The organism is Anabaena sp. EIM26 (assembly GCF_057568715.1).
Map to the genome: position 1 here is coordinate 1,660,349 of NZ_CM172472.1, position 18,368 is coordinate 1,678,716.

Annotated in this window: 13 protein-coding genes; 3 read left to right on the forward strand and 10 right to left on the reverse strand. The window is 40.2% G+C overall.

Annotation, left to right across the window (positions count from 1 at the left end; all coding sequences use genetic code 11):
* Positions 1-100: 100 nt before the first annotated feature.
* From AC012T_RS07100 to AC012T_RS07120, 5 genes are all read right to left on the reverse strand, one after another.
* On the reverse strand, positions 101-532 hold the full coding sequence (locus AC012T_RS07100; RefSeq protein ID WP_487064333.1) for a hypothetical protein: 432 nt from the start codon (positions 530-532) through the stop codon (positions 101-103).
* Positions 533-638: 106 nt separating this feature from the next.
* Positions 639-3,656 carry a valine--tRNA ligase gene (locus AC012T_RS07105; RefSeq protein WP_487064335.1) on the reverse strand — a complete coding sequence of 1,006 codons (3,018 nt, stop codon included), beginning with the start codon at positions 3,654-3,656 and terminating at the stop codon, positions 639-641.
* Between the two features lie 97 nt (positions 3,657-3,753).
* A complete protein-coding gene (locus AC012T_RS07110; protein WP_487064337.1) occupies positions 3,754-5,511 on the reverse strand; it encodes an Rqc2 family fibronectin-binding protein in 1,758 nt (585 codons plus the stop codon).
* A 190-nt stretch (positions 5,512-5,701) separates the two neighbouring features.
* The gene (locus tag AC012T_RS07115) at positions 5,702-5,974 is read right to left on the reverse strand and encodes a hypothetical protein (protein WP_015212796.1); all 273 of its coding nucleotides are present in this window, start codon (positions 5,972-5,974) and stop codon (positions 5,702-5,704) included.
* Positions 5,975-6,293: 319 nt separating this feature from the next.
* Positions 6,294-7,565, reverse strand: a complete 1,272-nt coding sequence (locus AC012T_RS07120; protein WP_487064340.1) for a glycosyltransferase family 4 protein — start codon at positions 7,563-7,565, stop codon at positions 6,294-6,296.
* Between the two features lie 1,017 nt (positions 7,566-8,582).
* On the opposite strand from AC012T_RS07120, the gene AC012T_RS07125 reads away from it, so the two are divergent.
* On the forward strand, positions 8,583-8,756 hold the full coding sequence (locus tag AC012T_RS07125) for a hypothetical protein (RefSeq protein WP_487064342.1): 174 nt from the start codon (positions 8,583-8,585) through the stop codon (positions 8,754-8,756).
* A gap of 57 nt (positions 8,757-8,813) precedes the next feature.
* On the opposite strand, the gene AC012T_RS07130 is transcribed toward AC012T_RS07125, so the two are convergent.
* From AC012T_RS07130 to AC012T_RS07150, 5 genes are all read right to left on the reverse strand, one after another.
* Complete coding sequence (locus tag AC012T_RS07130) at positions 8,814-9,308, reverse strand: RNA recognition motif domain-containing protein (protein WP_015212794.1); 495 nt, start codon at positions 9,306-9,308, stop codon at positions 8,814-8,816.
* A 597-nt stretch (positions 9,309-9,905) separates the two neighbouring features.
* Positions 9,906-12,128 carry a M48 family metalloprotease gene (locus AC012T_RS07135; protein ID WP_487064344.1) on the reverse strand — a complete coding sequence of 741 codons (2,223 nt, stop codon included), beginning with the start codon at positions 12,126-12,128 and terminating at the stop codon, positions 9,906-9,908.
* Positions 12,129-12,264: 136 nt separating this feature from the next.
* Complete coding sequence (gene prfC, locus AC012T_RS07140; protein WP_487064346.1) at positions 12,265-13,914, reverse strand: peptide chain release factor 3; 1,650 nt, start codon at positions 13,912-13,914, stop codon at positions 12,265-12,267.
* Between the two features lie 514 nt (positions 13,915-14,428).
* On the reverse strand, positions 14,429-14,629 hold the full coding sequence (locus AC012T_RS07145) for a hypothetical protein (protein ID WP_487064348.1): 201 nt from the start codon (positions 14,627-14,629) through the stop codon (positions 14,429-14,431).
* Positions 14,630-14,997: 368 nt separating this feature from the next.
* Positions 14,998-16,326 carry a class I SAM-dependent methyltransferase gene (locus tag AC012T_RS07150; protein WP_487064350.1) on the reverse strand — a complete coding sequence of 443 codons (1,329 nt, stop codon included), beginning with the start codon at positions 16,324-16,326 and terminating at the stop codon, positions 14,998-15,000.
* A 306-nt stretch (positions 16,327-16,632) separates the two neighbouring features.
* On the opposite strand from AC012T_RS07150, the gene trxB reads away from it, so the two are divergent.
* Together trxB and AC012T_RS07160 are read left to right on the forward strand one after the other, a co-directional pair.
* Positions 16,633-18,000, forward strand: coding sequence for a thioredoxin-disulfide reductase (trxB, locus tag AC012T_RS07155; protein WP_487064352.1), 1,368 nt, complete (start codon positions 16,633-16,635; stop codon positions 17,998-18,000).
* Positions 18,001-18,116: 116 nt separating this feature from the next.
* Complete coding sequence (locus AC012T_RS07160; RefSeq protein ID WP_487064354.1) at positions 18,117-18,272, forward strand: hypothetical protein; 156 nt, start codon at positions 18,117-18,119, stop codon at positions 18,270-18,272.
* Positions 18,273-18,368 lie beyond the last annotated feature (96 nt).

An 18,368-nucleotide genomic window follows, 5' to 3' on the forward strand; every position in this document is an offset into this window, starting at 1 on the left:
TAAAAGTTTCTCCCATCTCCTAAAACACTAGACCCCATTATTACTTTTGCTACTGCTGATGAGGTATTAAACTTTCTGGTATGCCACAGAAAAGAAAATATTACGAATTATCTTGCTGATCTGTTTTCTCCCGATTAATACTTTCTTCTAGGGCTTGAATTTGTTCACGACGGGCTTCTAATTCTAAGGAACGACGTGCTAAATCTTGGTTTTGCAAAGTTAATGCCTGTCGCCAATTTTCCGCTTGTTCTGCTTCCTTTTGTAAAAATTCTGGAGTAATACCAGTTTTGAGATAAGTTTGTACTAGATAAACTATCCAACAAGTAGCATCTTCAATAACTTCTATATCACCTGTAGAGGAAAGCTCAACTAACACCAGCACTTTTTCACTCATGGTATTTCCTTTTCCCAAGAGAATAAATGCCTCTTCAGAAATAATTGACCATAAATGTTCACCTTCCTGACGTGCTAATAAGCGTAATTGATACTGGTCTAAAAAATCATTTTTACGTACTTGGGCTAAGTATAGCATTGTCGCTGCGTTCCTAATTTTAAATTAGGTAATTAGTAGTTAGTAATTGGTAATTGGTAATTGGTCAATTTATTTCTGTCACCTATTACCTATTACCTGTCACTTGTTATAAAGTAAGCAAGCGTTCGCGCAAAATTTCCGCTTGTTTCTCAGCCTCTGTTAAAGCATCACGCACACCTTGAACTACATCTGCGGGAGCTTTATCCACAAACTTAGAATTACTCAGTCTAGCACGTAGGGATGTAGCTTCGGCTTCGGCTTTGTTGATACTTTTTTCTAGTTTGGCACGGAGAGCTTCAATATCTACCACACCTTTTAAAGGAATTACAACTTGAACAGTCCCGACAACACCAGAAATAGAATTGTCTGATTCTTCGATTTGGGTAGATTCTGGTTGTGGTAGATTTTGGATATCAGTTTTGGGCAAATTTGCAAATAACTTTTGTCTACTTTCAGCATTGAGTATATTGTAGACAATAAACCAACCGGCATAACCAAGACCAACTGTTTCAAAGAAAGTGCCAAAAATGGGAAGACGTAGTGAAGCATTCCCGACAATAATAGCAACTCTTAACAAGACCAGCCCGACAATAATTAAGCCAATAGTTTTTAAGCCCTTAAAAGCTGATTTCGTGACAATAGGTTGGCTTTTTTGTTCATCAATGGTCGTTTTGTCAGTAATAGTTAAAGTTTCTACCTTTGCTAAATCTTGAATATAAGACTGGCCAGCATTGAGGATGAAACGCTCATTGGCATTTTCACTTTGCAAATTAGCAGTGACTTTTACTCCAGGTTTAATATCAGCTTCTGCTCGTAAATTGCGAATTGTGCGAATAGTATTAATTAACAATTCAAACTGTTCTTCTAAAGCTTGGTCAATTAATTTTTCATCAGCTTCAGGATAGGGCTGTAAGGCTATAATTTGTGGATTTTCTGCTGGTTGTTGAGTAAGAGTTTGCCAAATTTCCTCAGTAATATGAGGCATTAAAGGATGAAGTAGTTTTAAAATCCCTTCTAAAATATAGGCAAGAATTTGCTGGGCGACTTTGCGAGATTCAGGGTCTGCATCTTTTTGGAGGCGAGATTTTACTAATTCAATATACCAATCGCAAAAATCACCCCAAATAAACTCATAAAGTCCTTTTGCTGCTTCCCCTAAACCGTAATTGTCGATATAATTAGTGGTCTGTTTAACTACTTGATGATAACGGGAAACAATCCATTTATCACTGAGTTCTGTCGGTTCAGGTTTACCCAATTGGGCTGGAGTTTGCCCATCCAAATTCATCATTACAAATCTGGCAGCATTCCATAACTTATTGGCAAAATTTCGAGATGCTTCTACAGATATTGATTCATCTTTTTTGCGGTCATATTCTAAGCGAATATCTTGACCAGCACCTGCTACTTCTTTAATTAAGGTATAACGAAGGGCATCAGTACCATATTTGTCAATTAGCAATAATGGGTCAATGCCATTATTGGCAGATTTTGACATTTTCTTGTTATTTTCATCCCTGACCAAGCCGTGAATGTAAACAGTTTTAAACGGCATTTGTCCGGTGAAATGTCCCGCCATCATCGTCATTCTCGCAACCCAGAAAAAGATGATATCAAAACCTGTAACTAAGGTGGCGTTGGGATAATAAGTTGCTAAATCAGGGGTTTGTTCTGGCCAGCCTAAAGTTGAAAATGGCCAAAGTCCAGAAGAAAACCAGGTATCTAAAACATCAGGGTCTTGTTCTAATTGGACATTTTCCCCAAATTGTGATTTGGCTTTTTCCCAAGCTTCAGCTTCATTGCGTGCTACAAAATGGGGTGTTGAGTCGGTAATTTGTCCACCGGTTTCGCTAACAGCGTACCAAGCCGGGATTTGATGACCCCACCACAGTTGACGAGAAATACACCAGTCGCGCAGATTTACTAACCAGTCACGATAGACTTTTGTCCAGCGTTGGGGGACGAAATCTGGTGAATTTTGATTATCTAAAAATTCGAGAGTTTTGTCAGCAAGGGGGCGAATTTTGACAAACCACTGGGTAGAAAGGAGAGGTTCAACGGGGACTTTTCCGCGATCGCTATAAGGTACTGTATGTTTATAATCTTCTATCTTCACCAAAACACCGTCTGCTTCTAGGCGAGAAATCACATTTTTCCTAGCCACAAAGCGGTCTTGACCTTGAAACTCCCCAGCATTTTCGTTCAGAGTACCGTCTTTATTCATAATATTGATAAACGGCAAATCATGACGTTTACCCATTTCAAAATCATTGGGGTCATGGGCTGGAGTCACTTTCACGCAACCCGTACCGAAAGCAGGGTCAACCAATTCATCACCAATAATGGGGATTTCCCGCTTCATAATTGGTAAAGTCAGGGTTTTACCAATTAAATGTTTATACCGCTCATCATCAGGATTAACCGCAACTGCTGTATCACCCAATATTGTTTCTGGTCGAGTTGTCGCCACTTCTACAAAACCAGAACCATCACTCAAGGAATAGCGGAAGTGCCAAAGATTACCATTTACTTCCTTTGGTTCCACTTCTAAATCAGACACCGCAGACTGAGAAGCAGGACACCAATTCACCAAATAATTACCGCGATAAATTAACTTTTCATCATAGAGACGAATAAATGCTTCTAAAACAGCTTTTGATAAACCTTCATCTAAAGTGAAGCGTTCCCTTGTCCAGTCCACCGAAACACCCAAACGGCGCTGCTGATTAACAATTGTACCCCCAGATTCGGCTTTCCATTGCCAAGCGCGTTCTAGGAATTTTTCCCGTCCTAAGTCATAGCGAGTTTTACCTTCAGCCTTGAGTTGCTTTTCCAGAATCGTTTGTACAGCAATGCTGGCGTGGTCTGTTCCGGGTAGCCAGAGGGTATTACGTCCTTTCATGCGATGATAGCGCACGAGGGTATCAATCAACGCACTTTCAAAGGCGTGACCCATGTGCAAACTACCAGTCACGTTTGGGGGAGGAATAACGATACAGTAAGGTTCACCCTGGTGGTTGGGGTCAGCTTTGTAAACTTGGTTGTCTTCCCAGAATTTTTGCCATTTGGCTTCTGTGGAGAAAGGTTCGTACAGGCTGGGGAGATTGGGAATAGTTGCGGTCATGCTGGGAATAATTCAGTTTTTTAGGACTCTGATCAATTTTGCCACAGGGTTGGAGGATGAAAGTAAGATAAAACTAATTCAAATTAAAAAAATAATCTCATGATTTCGTTTCTACCACTCCCCTTGAGGGGTGATTACGAATAATTTCTGGTTGCCCCCAAATAATTGTTTCTTGCTTGTAAATCACAAGTCCTGGTTTAGTGCCTTTGGGTTTGTAGACGTGCTTTGGTTGAGTGTAAACTACTGGTACTTGGTCACTTTGACGAGCGCGACTGAAGTAGGCGGCAAGATTGGCGGTAAACTGTAAATCAGCTTCTTCTGCGACTGTTCCCGGTTCAAGACGTAGCAGGACATGGCTACCAGGAATTTCTTGAGCGTGAAACCAGAGGTCATAATCGCCAGCTACCCGAAATGTTAATTGGTCATTTTGGATGTTGTTACGACCAATTAAAACTTCAAAGCCGCTAGGGGTGCGGTAACGATGGAAATTGATATTTGCAGTTTCATTGGTGCTGCGGCTGCGGTATTCTAGGGCTTCTAGATATTTTTGCCCGATTAATTCATCACGAATTTCTTCTAAAGCTTGTAAATCTGCTGTTGTTTGGTATTTTTCGATTTGGGAAATAGCTGCTTCTACTTGTTCCAAATAATCAATTTCTGATTGGACTTCAAATAGTAATGGTTCGACAGCAGCACGAGCGCGTTTGAGTTTTTGGTGTTGTTTATAAAGCTTCTGGGCGTTTTGAACGGCGTTTTTATCTGGGAGAAGTGCGATCGCAATTGGCTTATCAGTTTCAAAGTCTGAGAGGATAATTTCTTTCATCCCCGGTTGCCAATTTTGCAAATATGCCATCAATAAGTCGGCTTTTTGGCGATATTCATCGGCTTGATCTGACTGCTTTAAGCGATCGCTAAAAGTTTGGGCTTTAGTCCGCAATTTACCCAAAATATTACTCAATTTCTGAATTAACTGATGACGCAATTGAGCAAATAACTGTTGATTTAACTCGTCTGTATAATATTGATTGAGTAATTCTTGGATATCTTTGGCTGGTGCGACAACACCCCAACCCATGACAGTATATCCATTTGCTGTCCAAGCAGGTTGGAATTTACCAACTTCTAAAGTTTGTAGCCATTCTTGCCAACGGGAAAATAATCTGTTCCAATCATCAGCAATCATGGTATCAGTGCTAGTTTCTGGTGCTATATCTGCCACTAGCAACATCGTATCTAGCAAAGCTGCACTCAAACCCCGATAATTTTTCAGCAGTTGCCGCTTAATTGCACCTGGTACTAAACTAACTCGTTCTTGCCAACGTGCTTGGGATTCACTCAAACTGGGTATAGGGCCAGTCTGTTTCGGTGGTGGTTCATAAGACTGTCCGGTTTGGATAGGACGAACGCTGGATTGTTGCTGACTAACTTGATGGGCAGCAGTGATAATAAAATTGCTGGCATCGGTGAGAATGGCGTTGCTGTACTTGCCCATCACTTCCACATACAAGTGATAGAGAGCATTTTCACCAGGACGACGGGCAAATTGTAAATCAATCACACGTTCCCAAGGAGCGATCGCTTCAATTGCCACTAAGGCCAAACCACCCAACTGATGAATTAACTGTTGACTAAAGGTAAATGTATCAGGTGTTCTTGGAGGTGGTTCACCAATACAAATGCGTGTCGCTTGGGGATGCCAAGAAACCTCTAGCCACACCCGTTGTTTTAAAGTACGTAAGGCTATGGCAATAGTATAGCGATCGCGCTGGTATACCTGTTCTGTCCGCGAAGGAAGCCAGTTGGCGCGTAGTTCGCTACAAGCAGCTGTGAGAGTAGTAAAATCAACTGGTTGCAAAACGATTACTCACTGGCATTTAAAGTTTTATCTCTATTAAATCAGTCGGAAGTGTAACGAGTATTGAGTACCGAGTGTTGAGTAAAAAATAAAATTAATTACATACTGCTCAACGTCCTGCTACCATTCTAAACGCAGCCATACCCGAAAGCTTTACAGTACTAAGTACTCATTACTCGGTACTCACTACTTATTGCCAGGGTGAAGGAATAGCTGTGGTTGAAAGCACTTCTTTTGCCATCAGCCTTAGACCTGTTTTACCACAACTGGGGCATTCAATCTCAAGATACTCTGAAGAAGTTACATCTACCTCACTCAAAAGACCTTGTTTACAATGCCAACACTCAAAAATGACCCGACTAACGGGTTGATTGCAATCTAGTATCCTGATGTGTTGAGAAGCTGTAGCTTCGGCTTCTGTTCTTCTGGGCTTAGGAAATTTTTTGAGTTCTTGAACTTCCATTATCTTACCTGCTTAACTCTCTATATAACTTTACCCTTTGCGTTGGGAGTGAACAAAGCTAAACGCATCAGTTTTTTGCATTTGATCAGAAAAAAGCCTGAAAAACCCGGAAAGTAGATAATTTATTCAGGACTTACGCAACTGGCTTACTTTGTAGGGTGCGTCATACCTATAAATTGATTATTATCAACAGATTTACCATATCTGACGCACAGGCAGAAGATATTAAATGTGACAATTGCGTAAGTTCTGAAAAAAATAAAAATCCCCCAAATCTTGCAAAAGTAGGGGATATCAAAAATAACCAGTTCAAAAATTATCAACTAGTAACCAAAGCAGGTTCTTTTTCCCTCACAGGTTGCAATAGTTCAGTATAAAGTGCATCCAACTGACTAGCCACACCATCCCAGCTAAACTTACTCATCACCCTTCTATGTCCTGATTGACCCAATTCTGCACGCCATTCGGGATTGCTGAGAATACGGTCAATGGCGTTACTAAAGGCTGCTACATCTTGGGGTGGTACTAATAAACCAGTGTTTTCATTGACGACGGTAAACTGAAGCCCACCCACATCACTAGCTATGACTGGTGTGCCACTGGCCATTGCTTCCACTGCCACCAATCCAAAGGGTTCGTAGTGGCTAGGAACAACGCAAACATCGGCAGCCGCATAGTAAGTTGGTAGAACTTCTTGACTAAGACGACCTGGAAAACAAGTACATTCGTTCATTCCCAATTCGTTGACAATCGACTCAATGCGATCGCGTTCTCTACCATCGCTGTTACCTGGAGTACTTCCACCACCAATAATTAGCTTCAGGTCTTTTGAGCCATAAAACTGCGACTCACGCACTGCACGTACCAAGGTTTCTATGCCTTTGCGTGGGTCAAACCGCCCTACGTACAATATAACTTTAGCCTCTGGTTCAATTCCCAATGCCGTTCTAGCTGCTTCTCTTTTTACTGAGCCAAAACGCCGAATATCCGTACCGCAGGGAATAATTTCAATATCTCCTTGATGAGAAACAAGCGATCGCATATGTTGCTTTTCTTGCGGACTTGTCGCCACAATTCTTTCCGCAGTTTCCAAAACTTCTTTTTCTACTGCTAGGCGTTGACTAGCCACAAGAGGAATACTTTCTATCGTGTTGTATTTAACTATTCCTAAAGAATGATATGTGTGAACCTGTTTACTTCCTTGGATTTGTTTCAACTGCAATCCTACCCAGCTAGAAAGCCAGTAATTAGTGTGAACTAACTCATATTGAATGCCGTTTTCTTGTTGAAATTGCAATAACTGTTCCACGAACTCCGGCAAGTATTTAAAACCATTATCCCGTGGGACAAACTCAATCGGCCCTGCTGTTAAACGAATGGTTCGACATTGAGAGTTATGTTGAACAATCGTTTCTTGTTCAGCACTCACTCTGCGGCTAAACATATCAACTTTCCATCCGAGCCGAGATAGTGCTTCACCCACTTGGAGTACATAAACATTCTGTCCTCCAGCCTCTTCTTTCCCAATTTCAATCGCCGGATCACCGTGAACTGAAATCAAGGCAATGCGTTTGTCAGTGGTAGAATTCATAAGTTGTGTTTTGCTTATTTTCACAAGGTAGTAGGCAGTTTCAAGCTGGCGTTATTCACGCTGCACTGAATAATCTAGAAGGTATTATGTAATTTTTATTTTAATTTAATTATGTCAGAAAAAATTTATATATTGTTCATAATTAGGTAGTTTATTTCTAGTATTTACATTTGATTTATTTATGATTTATTTGTAGTAAAAATATCCAATAATTTTGATAGATAAAAGACTATTTGTATATGAAAAAATACAGCAAAATATATCAATTATGACATATCAATTAGCCATAAATGAACTTTACTGTAGAAATACCACAGCACAAAAAAGTGAATTTTAAATTTTTTAATTTCACATTTTAGACTAGCTATTCATACAAATGAATAATGCTAATTACCTGTAGATTTACTCCCATTAATTGTCAAGAACAGAGGGATTTTCGACAAACTTATTTTTTAGTGTTTGTATTAACAGATACTATTATGAGAAAATATTATTTTTTGTTAAATAAGATACATTCTTGTAAAAAATTTATAAATATCTCTAAGAAACAAAGAAAATCAAACCTTATCAAATTTATCCGAAATAGTAGATATCAATAAAAGAAGACTTAGGGGCTTCCAAAAACTTTCAAAAAATACAGCAGAATTTAGGAGTCAGTAGGAGATTAGCATTGCTCATCACCTGAGTTCGGAGTTTCTCCTGCGGAGACGCTACGCGAACGGAGTTATGATTTTTAAGAGCGAGAGAATAAGGGTTTGAGACTCCTACTGGGGGCAAGTTTTCCACAAATTATCTTATGTCGAACTCAGGTCTCATCAGTGTCAACTTAACAGAGCCTTGTAAACACTGGGTTTCATCCTTCTCATTCCCATGCTCTGTATGGGAATAAATTCTGGAAGACTCTCAATGAGAGTAGAGGCAGAGCCTCTGTGATAGCATTCCTAGTCAGAGACTAGGAACGAGATAACGAGATATAGTAAAGATTTGAGCTTATTTAATTACACTAAATAAATTAAAATGAGCAGTGCAAAAGGCCTAGTTTGGCTTTCGACACTGCTCAATACCTTTTTGATTGGTGTTGGTTCGCACAAAAAACAGTCCCACATGGGGGCTGGTGATTTCAGTTTTAGATTAGTAGCTGGTGTTTATCATCAGCAAACAAGCCAACTCACTCAGATAAAAAATAATTAAAAATTAAAAATCAGCATAATTTGCGATTCTTAATTTTTAATCTCTTTGCCTCAAGGATCAGTTTGTAGTTTGTGCAGCCAGCATTTGTTTCAGTTTTTCTAAGTCAGCCGCCCAACGGGGATCTGGACGAATAGCGTCTGAATCAACATTGCTAGTTGTTTCACGTACACTACTACCGCCACCACGCCGAGACTTCTTAGCGCCTTTTTCACGACGACTTTCTTTGTTGATGCTAGGTGTGGGGATACTAGTAGCTTGACTAGCCACTTTGGGAGCTTGCTCATCACCCTCTTCACCTTTGGTGCGAGGCAATGCCTTCTCCAGCTTGATGGCAGTGTCTTTGAACATTTGACCATTATATTTTTCAATAATTTGGTCTGCTTGTTCGTCATTGTTCACCGTGAGAAAACCGAAACCACGACATTTACCTGTTTTGCGGTCTTTAATCAGTTTAGTGGTGACAGCATCGCCTTCTTCTGCAAATACTGCTTGCAATTCTTGACGATCTATTTCTTCTTTAGGCAAATTACCTATGTATAGGCGAACGGACATGAACTATACCTCCAGAGTTTAAATGAACTTGTCTTGACAAAACAATTACCTTGGCTTTGGCTTTTAAATAGATGCTATTAACTAAAATCGCCATAAACCAATTTTTTTAATCCAAACTGCCAACCTATACAATACAGTTTTTTGTTGGGATCAAGCTTATTTAAGACAAAAGGGCTACTGCGCCCAGCTAATACCACCTTAATTCTAAGAATTGTAAATTTAATAGCCCACCGTCCGCCACAGTAAATGAATTCTTTCTAGGTTTTATCGGCAGGACAAAATACCATCTCTTAAGATTATCACGGTATTTTTTACGTAGCTAGTTCAGCACCTACATTTTTGCCGATAGTATTAATGCATCGTAACATAAAACACAATTTTTGGACAAGGTGTAGACGTTGGAAACAAAAACCAGCCAGTGGCTGGTTGATTTGCTGCTGTGTTGGGAGGATAAAAGAGCATGGATTAGTGGTGAAAGCCAGACCAATAATAAATTTGGGGGGCTGAATTACTGATTGTGTAAATAAATGTAACATTTTTGTGACTAACCTGCAACTTTTGTTTACGTTTCATGTGATCAGTCAATAAATTGCAGTGTTATCTTGCCAGAGATTGTGCTGTCAACATGATATATGCCCCCCATGCTTGGGCGACGACTGCCAAAACAGTAGACCAAATGGGATGAGGACTGTTAATGGTTTTGCCACTTTGAGTTTCTAAGGTTTGAATGTCTATCCAAGGTGTTGCCCCTCTTCTTAACCAGCCTGTAACGATAATTTGGCGACCAATCCATTCTGTGGGGTTGATTGACTGTCCTAACCAAGGAATGTGGTGTAATTTCACCAAACCTGTGCTGGATTGTAGAATGAGGTCTTGTCCGAGACAGTTGGCAGTACCCCGACGACCTAATAATTTACCTGCTAGACGGACGCTGATGCTATCGAGTGGTAAAACGGAGGGATCGGTTAAGAAATGGGAGAGATGGTCGTCGGCGTGTAAATTAAAGGGTTTAATTTCTGGAAAAAAGGCATTAATCCGCATGACTGTACCGATGCTAAAGCCAATCATGAAGAACCCGATTACGAAATTCCAATCATCATAAATCCATTTCAGGTTTAATAAATGAATGGCGAATGCGGTTTGCCAAATTAACCAGAACAGAACTGCTAATAGAAAACTGATGGGAATTCCCAACCAGGGGGCGATTTGTAATAGGAATGACTGAGGTTTGACTTGGCAAGATCCTTCAATGGTCAGATGCAGTTCAGGTTCTAAATGCCAATGACGGGCTATTTCACATAGACGTTCGATGCGATCGCCCATGAGAGGGTGACTATTATTAATGGTAAACCATCGCCGATAGGGATTGAAGTTTTCCCACATTAAGAATGACTCAAAGGAAAGATGCCTGACCATACTTCCTAAAGCAAGACTTTGTTGGTAGCTGACTGGAGCTAAGACATTCAAGCTTTCTAACTGCCAACTAGTCTGTTCTTGTTTTTGAATATCACCAGCAACACCAATGGAAATTTTGAGTAAGGCACGAATTAGCCCATTGGGGTTTCCTGTAATTTCGGCGGCATGGCGATCGCTATAATAAAGCCGAAACCGGGAATTAAGCAAAGTTGTACCAGTCAGTAAACACCAAATTCCGTAGGTCAGTCCAGCCAAACCGGCAAAAATCCAGCGCCAGATTTTCTTTTTGCTGTTGTTTCCCCACACTGAAACTTGCTGATACAGTTGATAAAGGGGCAGAGTTATTAGCAATGCCAAGGACATGACATTAAAATCCCATCGACCAATTTGTCCGAGAGCAAGTGCATAGATAGTAGCTATTTCATCATCTGTTAATTGTTCTAACAGACCCTGACTCACGGTAATTCTGGCTGTACTAGGAAGATTTCCATAGGACAGCATTATTGGTGCTGATATTGGCAAAATTCGTAATTTAGGAATTTTCCAGTGTCGCTGTTGACAAGTTCGTTGTATGACTCGAAATGCCTCACGACTGTGAGTGTGTAAAACTTCTTTGGATAGATGTTCTTGGCTATAAAAGTTTGCCAATAAACCATCTATCAACCAAGGCGACAAACCGATCAAAACCAAAAATAAGACTAGTATTAATAAACTAGGATTGCCATATAACAATTGTAATGGCTTTAAATAGGGAAGTTTGTCTAAAATCTGGTTGATTAAACCCATTCCCAACCTGACGAATGCTCGCAACATCCAAAATAGCGCCATGAATGTTCCTGCTGCTAGTAAACAGGAGAGCATGGAGAGTATGAAGTTAGGCTTACGTAGAGGTTGCCATATCTTAGCGCGTCGAGCTTGTCGCCAAAAGATGTTCATCGGTTCAGTTTTTGTCCGACCGACAGAACCTATTAAACCAGTATTTGATAGTTCAGGGTAAGCAGCAGGGATATTCTTTTTAATCACACCCTCTAGCGTCTGGTGTGTTGACACAGCATCGACTGGGGGAGTATCTAAAGAATTATCAAAGTTGACAAACTCAGTTTCAGTTTTTTTACCTTTTTGATGGCGTTTTTGGCGTTTTTTGAGGTGTTCAAGAGCGCGTGTTGCCCACTCTTGAACTTCTGGATTACCACTTGATATCAGATTCTGACATAGGGCGATCGCTTTAGAAGCCTCTCCTGTACGTGCATAAGCCATAACCAAACCAACCTGAGCTTGCAAGCAAGTATTGCTCTGATTTTGGCTGCCAGCAATGGGTTCAAGTTGAGTAACTGCTGCGTAGTAATTTCCCTGCTTGAGGGCAACTAAACCAGCCTCCAAAGACGATTTTTCATGTGAAGGCATACAAATATTGGCACTCCAATTTCTTCAAGGTGATACACGTTGGTGCAAAAGTGCGAAATTGAGATACTCTGATAATTCGTAATTCATAATGACGAATTAAGTTGACAATTGCTCCGTTGGCTGTGTCAAGAGTGAATTATTCCTCCACAGGTTTTTGGCTGGAGAATACAGGAGCGATACTTACCGTGGGCGGTGCGATCGCACTTAATTTCAACTCTGGATGGTCTCCCTCTAGCTGTTGACAATTCCATTCATTGCGGAATAGCAACACCGGCCTCCCCATACTGTCTTTCACAGTAGTTGTGTTGAATAAACGTCCCACCTGATTTAAAGCTTCCCAACCACCTTCAACCCACCGAGCAACACTGTAGGGTAATAAATCTAGTATGGTTTCTACACCGTACTCATTTTGTAACCGAAACTGCACCACTTCAAATTGCAACTGACCCACCGCTGCCAAAATAGGATCACGCTTGGCTTCATCAGTAGAGTACATAATTTGCACAGCACCCTCTTCCCGTAATTCGGAAACGCCTTTTTGAAATTGCTTAAATTTGGAAGGATTGGGGTTTCTGAGAGTGGCAAACAGTTCTGGTGAGAAGTAGGGAATTCCCTCATATTCCAGTTTCTGTCCTGTATAAATTGTATCTCCAATTGCAAAAACGCCGGGATTATTCAAACCGATGACATCACCAGGATAAGCAACATCAATGGATTCCCGTTCTTGAGCGAAGAGTTTTTGCGGTCGAGATAGACGGACAACTTTACCTGTGCGAGCATGGTTAACTGTCATATCTTTTTCAAACTTGCCTGTGCAGACCCGGACAAAAGCCACCCGATCTCTATGCTTGGGGTCCATGTTGGCTTGCAGTTTGAAGACAAATCCTGAAAACTCTGGGTAGCTAGGGGGAACTTCACCAAGGCTGCTGCTATGTGTACCTGGTTTAAGGGCATAGTCCAAGAAGTACTTGAGAAATAACTCCACCCCAAAGTTAGTCATGGCGCTACCAAAGAATACGGGTGTCATTTTTCCTTGATGCACCAAATCTAAATCTAAGTCTCCTCCCGCTCCTTCTAATAGTTCTAAATCACTTTTTAATTGATGGTAAAGGCTTTCTTCTAGTAATTCTTCAATTCGGCGATCGCCCAAGTTGATGATGGTATCACGAGCTTCTTTGCTACCGTGGGAGCTACGTTCAAACAGATGGATTTGCTGTTGGTGGCGATCAAAAACACCTTTAAAGCGATCGCCCATTCCAATCGGCCAATTCACCGCATAGGTCTGTAATCCTAATTCTTGCTCAATCTCATCCAACAATTCTAAAGGTTCTCTTCCCGGACGGTCGAGTTTATTGACAAATGTGAAAATAGGTATACCCCTAAGTTTACAAACTTCAAACAGTTTCCGAGTTTGGGGTTCCAAGCCTTTAGCTGCATCAATTAGCATCACCGCATTATCTGCTGCTGCTAAAGTTCGATAGGTGTCTTCACTAAAATCTTGGTGTCCAGGAGTATCAAGTAAATTAATCTGACAATTACGGTAGATAAATTGCAACACCGTTGAAGTAATAGAAATACCCCGTTGTTGTTCCATCGCCATCCAGTCAGAAGTCGCTTTACGCTGCGCTCTCCGGGCTTTTACTGCCCCAGCTTCGTGAATAGCACCCCCGTATAATAATAGTTTTTCTGTTAACGTAGTTTTACCAGCATCAGGGTGAGAAATAATCGCAAAATTGCGTCTTAAATCCACCGCTTCCAGCAGTTCATCTTGAATTTCTGTAGACATGATTGTAATTTGTGTGTTACCTAACTTAATGTAATCTAATCTTTTCCAGGACTAGGAAATACATTTGTAAATTCTATTAATCTTCACATCTAAATTAATCTTACTCAATTCAGAAATTAATCAGTCTAATAGTTGACAAATGCCCCATTTTTCATTATATTTCTATTATAATCGGGATCTGTACGCGCATATAGAGTCTTATTTTTCTTTTCCCACAATTAACATCCTAATTAAATCCTCAAATCCAGCAAATCCTGATTCAGACAACTAAATAGAGGTTGCTGAATAAATTTGAAAACTTCACAGGTAAAGGGTTTTAGCTATTTTGACTTTCAGAAAGTGCAAGCTTTTATGAGGTGGCAACTGAAAAACCTTGCATTTAATTCCTACTCAAAGGAAAAATCGTTCCTATCCAAATCTTGAAACTGTCACCTAGCCTTCACAGATAATTTTTATACCTAACGGCACGCTACGCGGTAAGCGAAGCTATGCCCGTAGGGCTTTACAGCAAACCCTAAATATCAATTAACGCTTCCTTAAATTTTGCAGATCTCTGAAAATAGATTTGCGGCTTTTCGGTTAAAGCTAAATCTACCAATTCAGCTAATTTTATAGGTATATTTCCATCACGTTGCAGAATAGATACAGGATTATTGTGCAAGACATCCAACCAAGGATCATCTGTAAAATTGTAGAGAAAATATCCTGTTAACATATTACAGCGTTTCCCAGTCTAATGAAGTACACACCAATTTATTCCCTGTTAAGAGTTCACTAAAAAGAAAAAACTTTGTACCTCACGAGCATGGGAACGGCTATATATCAACAAGCTACACTTGTCCAAACATCAACATCAGGTTTGGAATTTCTAAATTTCAGTACCTGTTGACCATTGGTGACAAGTTAAGGAAAAGGAGAAATTGTCAAGGGTGGTATTTGCAGTGATTAAAAAAGGCTTTTACGTTAAGTTGACACCAATGAGCTTTTGCTTTACCCCTACGAAATATATGGTTTTTAGTGCTATGCCTATTTGGTATTTATTATCAATGCTTAAGTCTTAAAATCGATCACTACGAAATAGAATCAAGATTGACGCTCTAACATAATGCAATCAAAATCCTCTAGAACCTGTAGCAGCTTTTGTAATAACTGAAAAACCTTGACTTGATCTGTAGGTTCTGCTGTCAGAGGATCAAGAGGTCTAAACTTTTGCCAATGCTCCACTAGGGACATCATTGGTAGGGGTTGGTCAAACACAGGTAGCAAGCAAAGAGCCATTGAGCTATCTATATAAACAAATTCCTCTGTCAAAGCGAGACATTTACGGACAGAAAAAGTTTTGCCTATACTTATGCAAGCAATAAGGTCTGTTTTGAATTTAGGGTTTTGGAACTGAGGATGTATATGTACTGTTGCATGTTCCCAATCAGAGTCAGTCCATTCGGAAAACGGGATAACAGCTGCTGCTGTTTGAGGATGGCCACACCAAAAATTTAGCAGCCTATGAATAGGATGGAGAAGTTCAAATAAATGTAAACTATCTTCTATGGAGATTTCTGGTAAGCTCATTCCTAGAAAAGCAGGTAAATCATCTGGCTCTTTGAATAAGTTCATCAAGTCCCATTGTCGCCAATTCGTCATCTTGATAAACTCTAAATCAGCAACCCTCAAAGCTGAAAAAATATCATTAATGGTGTAACCCTTATCTCCTTGGAATAAATAGTTCATGAGAATAGTCTCTTTTCTATCCTCTCCCTCATAGCCAGGACTCCACGTTGTAGCTTTAAGATTGACATTATCCTTTAAAGCTTTCATGATATCAGTGACTATGTCTATTTCTAAATCTTCGGGATTGCCATCCATTAAACCCATCAGCGTAAAGACTTTCTGAGCGCGAAAAATATTAACTCTCTGAAGTGAACTATGTAGGTTGGTGCGAATAATACCCTCCGGCTTTAATACGGCTTTCATTGCTTGCAAAGCCACTGCTATATCAGGGAAAAGATAGAGAACTTCATCACAATTAATATAATCAAATTGATAATCTAGTTTAGGTAAATCATATATTGACAAAACATGAAATTCAGCATTGTCAAAACCATGATATTCTAAACGCTGTCGTGCCAGTTTAACTGACTCTTCTGATATATCAACACCGACAATTTTGGCACCAGGATTGGCTTCGGCTAAAACTAAAGATTTATAACCAGTACCACATCCGGCATCTAAAATTAGTTTGTCTTTGGTATCTATAACTTTTTGGTTCCTTAAGTAGTAAGGTGTAACTAAATTATGAATGTAAAGTAAATCAAGATCATTTTTAGGAGATTTATCTAAGGGAATTGTGGGATAGGGGGAGCTATCAAATTGTTGGCGAATTTTTGCCCATAAATCTGATGTTGAATTTGTCATGGTAATTGCTCTTAATAGTCTGTTGATGATGACACTTGCTGATATTTATTGGTTATATAGAGATATTTGAGGAAACGTCTCTACATTTCTAGTTGTCTTTTGGCAGATATACAGATCAATAACAGTATGCCCCAATAGTTGAAATTTATATCACCATCAGGACTTTCTCGTTCCTATGCTCTGTGATGGCATTCCCTGCCGGAGACTGGGAACGAGATAAACGCTATATCTTGTTGTTATTACTACTTCTCAATTTATGCTATATTAAATTAATTAAGCGTAGTCGTTATGAGTTCAGATAAATATATGACTAACTCCACAGTAGAAAATTTGGTAATTATCGGTTCTGGCCCTGCTGGATACACAGCGGCTATCTATGCGGGACGTGCTAATTTAAAACCTGTTGTCTTTGAAGGGTTCCAAGCGGGGGGTTTACCGGGGGGACAACTGATGACAACGACGGAGGTTGAAAACTTTCCAGGGTTTCCCCAAGGGATAACAGGCCCGGATTTGATGGATAATATGAAGGCTCAAGCTGAACGCTGGGGAGCAGAGTTGTATACTGAGGATGTGATTTCTGTTGATTTGAGTCAGCGTCCTTTTATTATCTGTTCCCAAGAAAGGGAAGTAAAGGCACATAGTATAGTTATCGCTACAGGTGCAACAGCTAAACGTTTGGGTTTACCTAGGGAACAACAATTTTGGAGTCGGGGTATTTCTGCTTGTGCAATTTGTGATGGTGCAACTCCCATTTTTCGCGGTGCAGAGTTAGCGGTTGTGGGTGCGGGTGACTCGGCAGCAGAGGAAGCGATTTATTTAACTAAATACGGTTCTCCGGTACATTTATTGGTGCGTTCTGAGGAAATGCGGGCTTCTAAAGCTATGCAAGATCGGGTTTTGAGTAACCCGAAAATTCAGATACATTGGCACACAGAAGCGGTGGATGTGTTCGGGAATGATTTCATGTCGGGGGTGAAAGTCCGCAATAATCAAACTGGGGAAGAAGGCATAATTAATGCTAAAGGGTTATTTTATGCTGTTGGTCATACGCCCAATACAGGCTTATTTAAGGGACAATTAGAACTGGATGAGGTGGGATACATTATCACTAAACATGGTGGTGTGGAAACTAGTGTAGATGGTGTATTTGCCGCCGGTGACGTGCAGGATCATGAGTTCCGCCAAGCTATTACAGCTGCGGGTACTGGTTGTATGGCGGCGATGTTAGCGGAAAGATGGTTATCATCAAAGGGTTTAATCCATGAGTTCCATCATCTACCTGAAACAGCGGTTAATGAATTAGAACCTCAGTCAGAAACACAGACAACGGAAACCGCAGCGGAGTTTAATTTGCAAGCAACACGCCATGAGGGTGGTTATGCTTTAAGAAAATTATTCCATGAGAGCGATCGCTTGCTTCTAGTCAAATACATTTCTCCTGGTTGTGGCCCATGTCACACTCTCAAACCTATTTTAAATAAAGTAGTCGATGAATTTGATGGTAAAATCCACTTTGTCGAAATCGACATTGATAAAGATAGAGATATTGCCGAAAACGCCGGAGTGACAGGAACTCCAACGGTGCAGTTATTTAAAGATCAGGAATTGGTGAAGGAAGTTAAGGGTGTCAAGCAAAAAAGCGAGTATCGGCAGTTGATTGAAAGTAATCTGTAGGTAATGGGTAATGGGTAATGGGTAATAATAAATTCATTCTTCCCAATTACCAATCACCAATTACCAATTACTAGCCAAACAGATATGATAACTATTCAAACCAAATAATCTAAATTATGGTTCAAGCTTTACCTCAAACTAAATTAATAACCTTTGAAGAGTTTTTTGAATGGTATCCAAATACAGGATATCGCTATGAATTGCATGATGTTTCCAGCTGGTGTTTAAAGAAGCTTTTCTCTCGTTCCTTGGCTCTGCCTCCACTACTCTAGCTTATTTGAGGCAGAGCCTCAACATCTGCATTCCCAGTCTCTGACTGGGAACGAGTCTAGGAGACTAATATTTTCACTCAAACCCCAGTCAACTAT

Bases quoted from the DNA above. Each gene is read 5' to 3' on its own strand.
- AC012T_RS07100 (WP_487064333.1), bottom strand. From the start codon at position 532: ATGCTATACTTAGCCCAAGTACGTAAAAATGATTTTTTAGACCAGTAT.
- AC012T_RS07105 (WP_487064335.1), bottom strand. From the start codon at position 3,656: ATGACCGCAACTATTCCCAATCTCCCCAGCCTGTACGAACCTTTCTCC.
- AC012T_RS07115 (WP_015212796.1), bottom strand. From the start codon at position 5,974: ATGGAAGTTCAAGAACTCAAAAAATTTCCTAAGCCCAGAAGAACAGAA.
- AC012T_RS07120 (WP_487064340.1), bottom strand. From the start codon at position 7,565: ATGAATTCTACCACTGACAAACGCATTGCCTTGATTTCAGTTCACGGT.
- AC012T_RS07125 (WP_487064342.1), top strand. From the start codon at position 8,583: ATGAGCAGTGCAAAAGGCCTAGTTTGGCTTTCGACACTGCTCAATACC.
- AC012T_RS07130 (WP_015212794.1), bottom strand. From the start codon at position 9,308: ATGTCCGTTCGCCTATACATAGGTAATTTGCCTAAAGAAGAAATAGAT.
- AC012T_RS07135 (WP_487064344.1), bottom strand. From the start codon at position 12,128: ATGCCTTCACATGAAAAATCGTCTTTGGAGGCTGGTTTAGTTGCCCTC.
- prfC (WP_487064346.1), bottom strand. From the start codon at position 13,914: ATGTCTACAGAAATTCAAGATGAACTGCTGGAAGCGGTGGATTTAAGA.
- AC012T_RS07145 (WP_487064348.1), bottom strand. From the start codon at position 14,629: ATGTTAACAGGATATTTTCTCTACAATTTTACAGATGATCCTTGGTTG.
- AC012T_RS07150 (WP_487064350.1), bottom strand. From the start codon at position 16,326: ATGACAAATTCAACATCAGATTTATGGGCAAAAATTCGCCAACAATTT.
- trxB (WP_487064352.1), top strand. From the start codon at position 16,633: ATGACTAACTCCACAGTAGAAAATTTGGTAATTATCGGTTCTGGCCCT.
- AC012T_RS07160 (WP_487064354.1), top strand. From the start codon at position 18,117: ATGGTTCAAGCTTTACCTCAAACTAAATTAATAACCTTTGAAGAGTTT.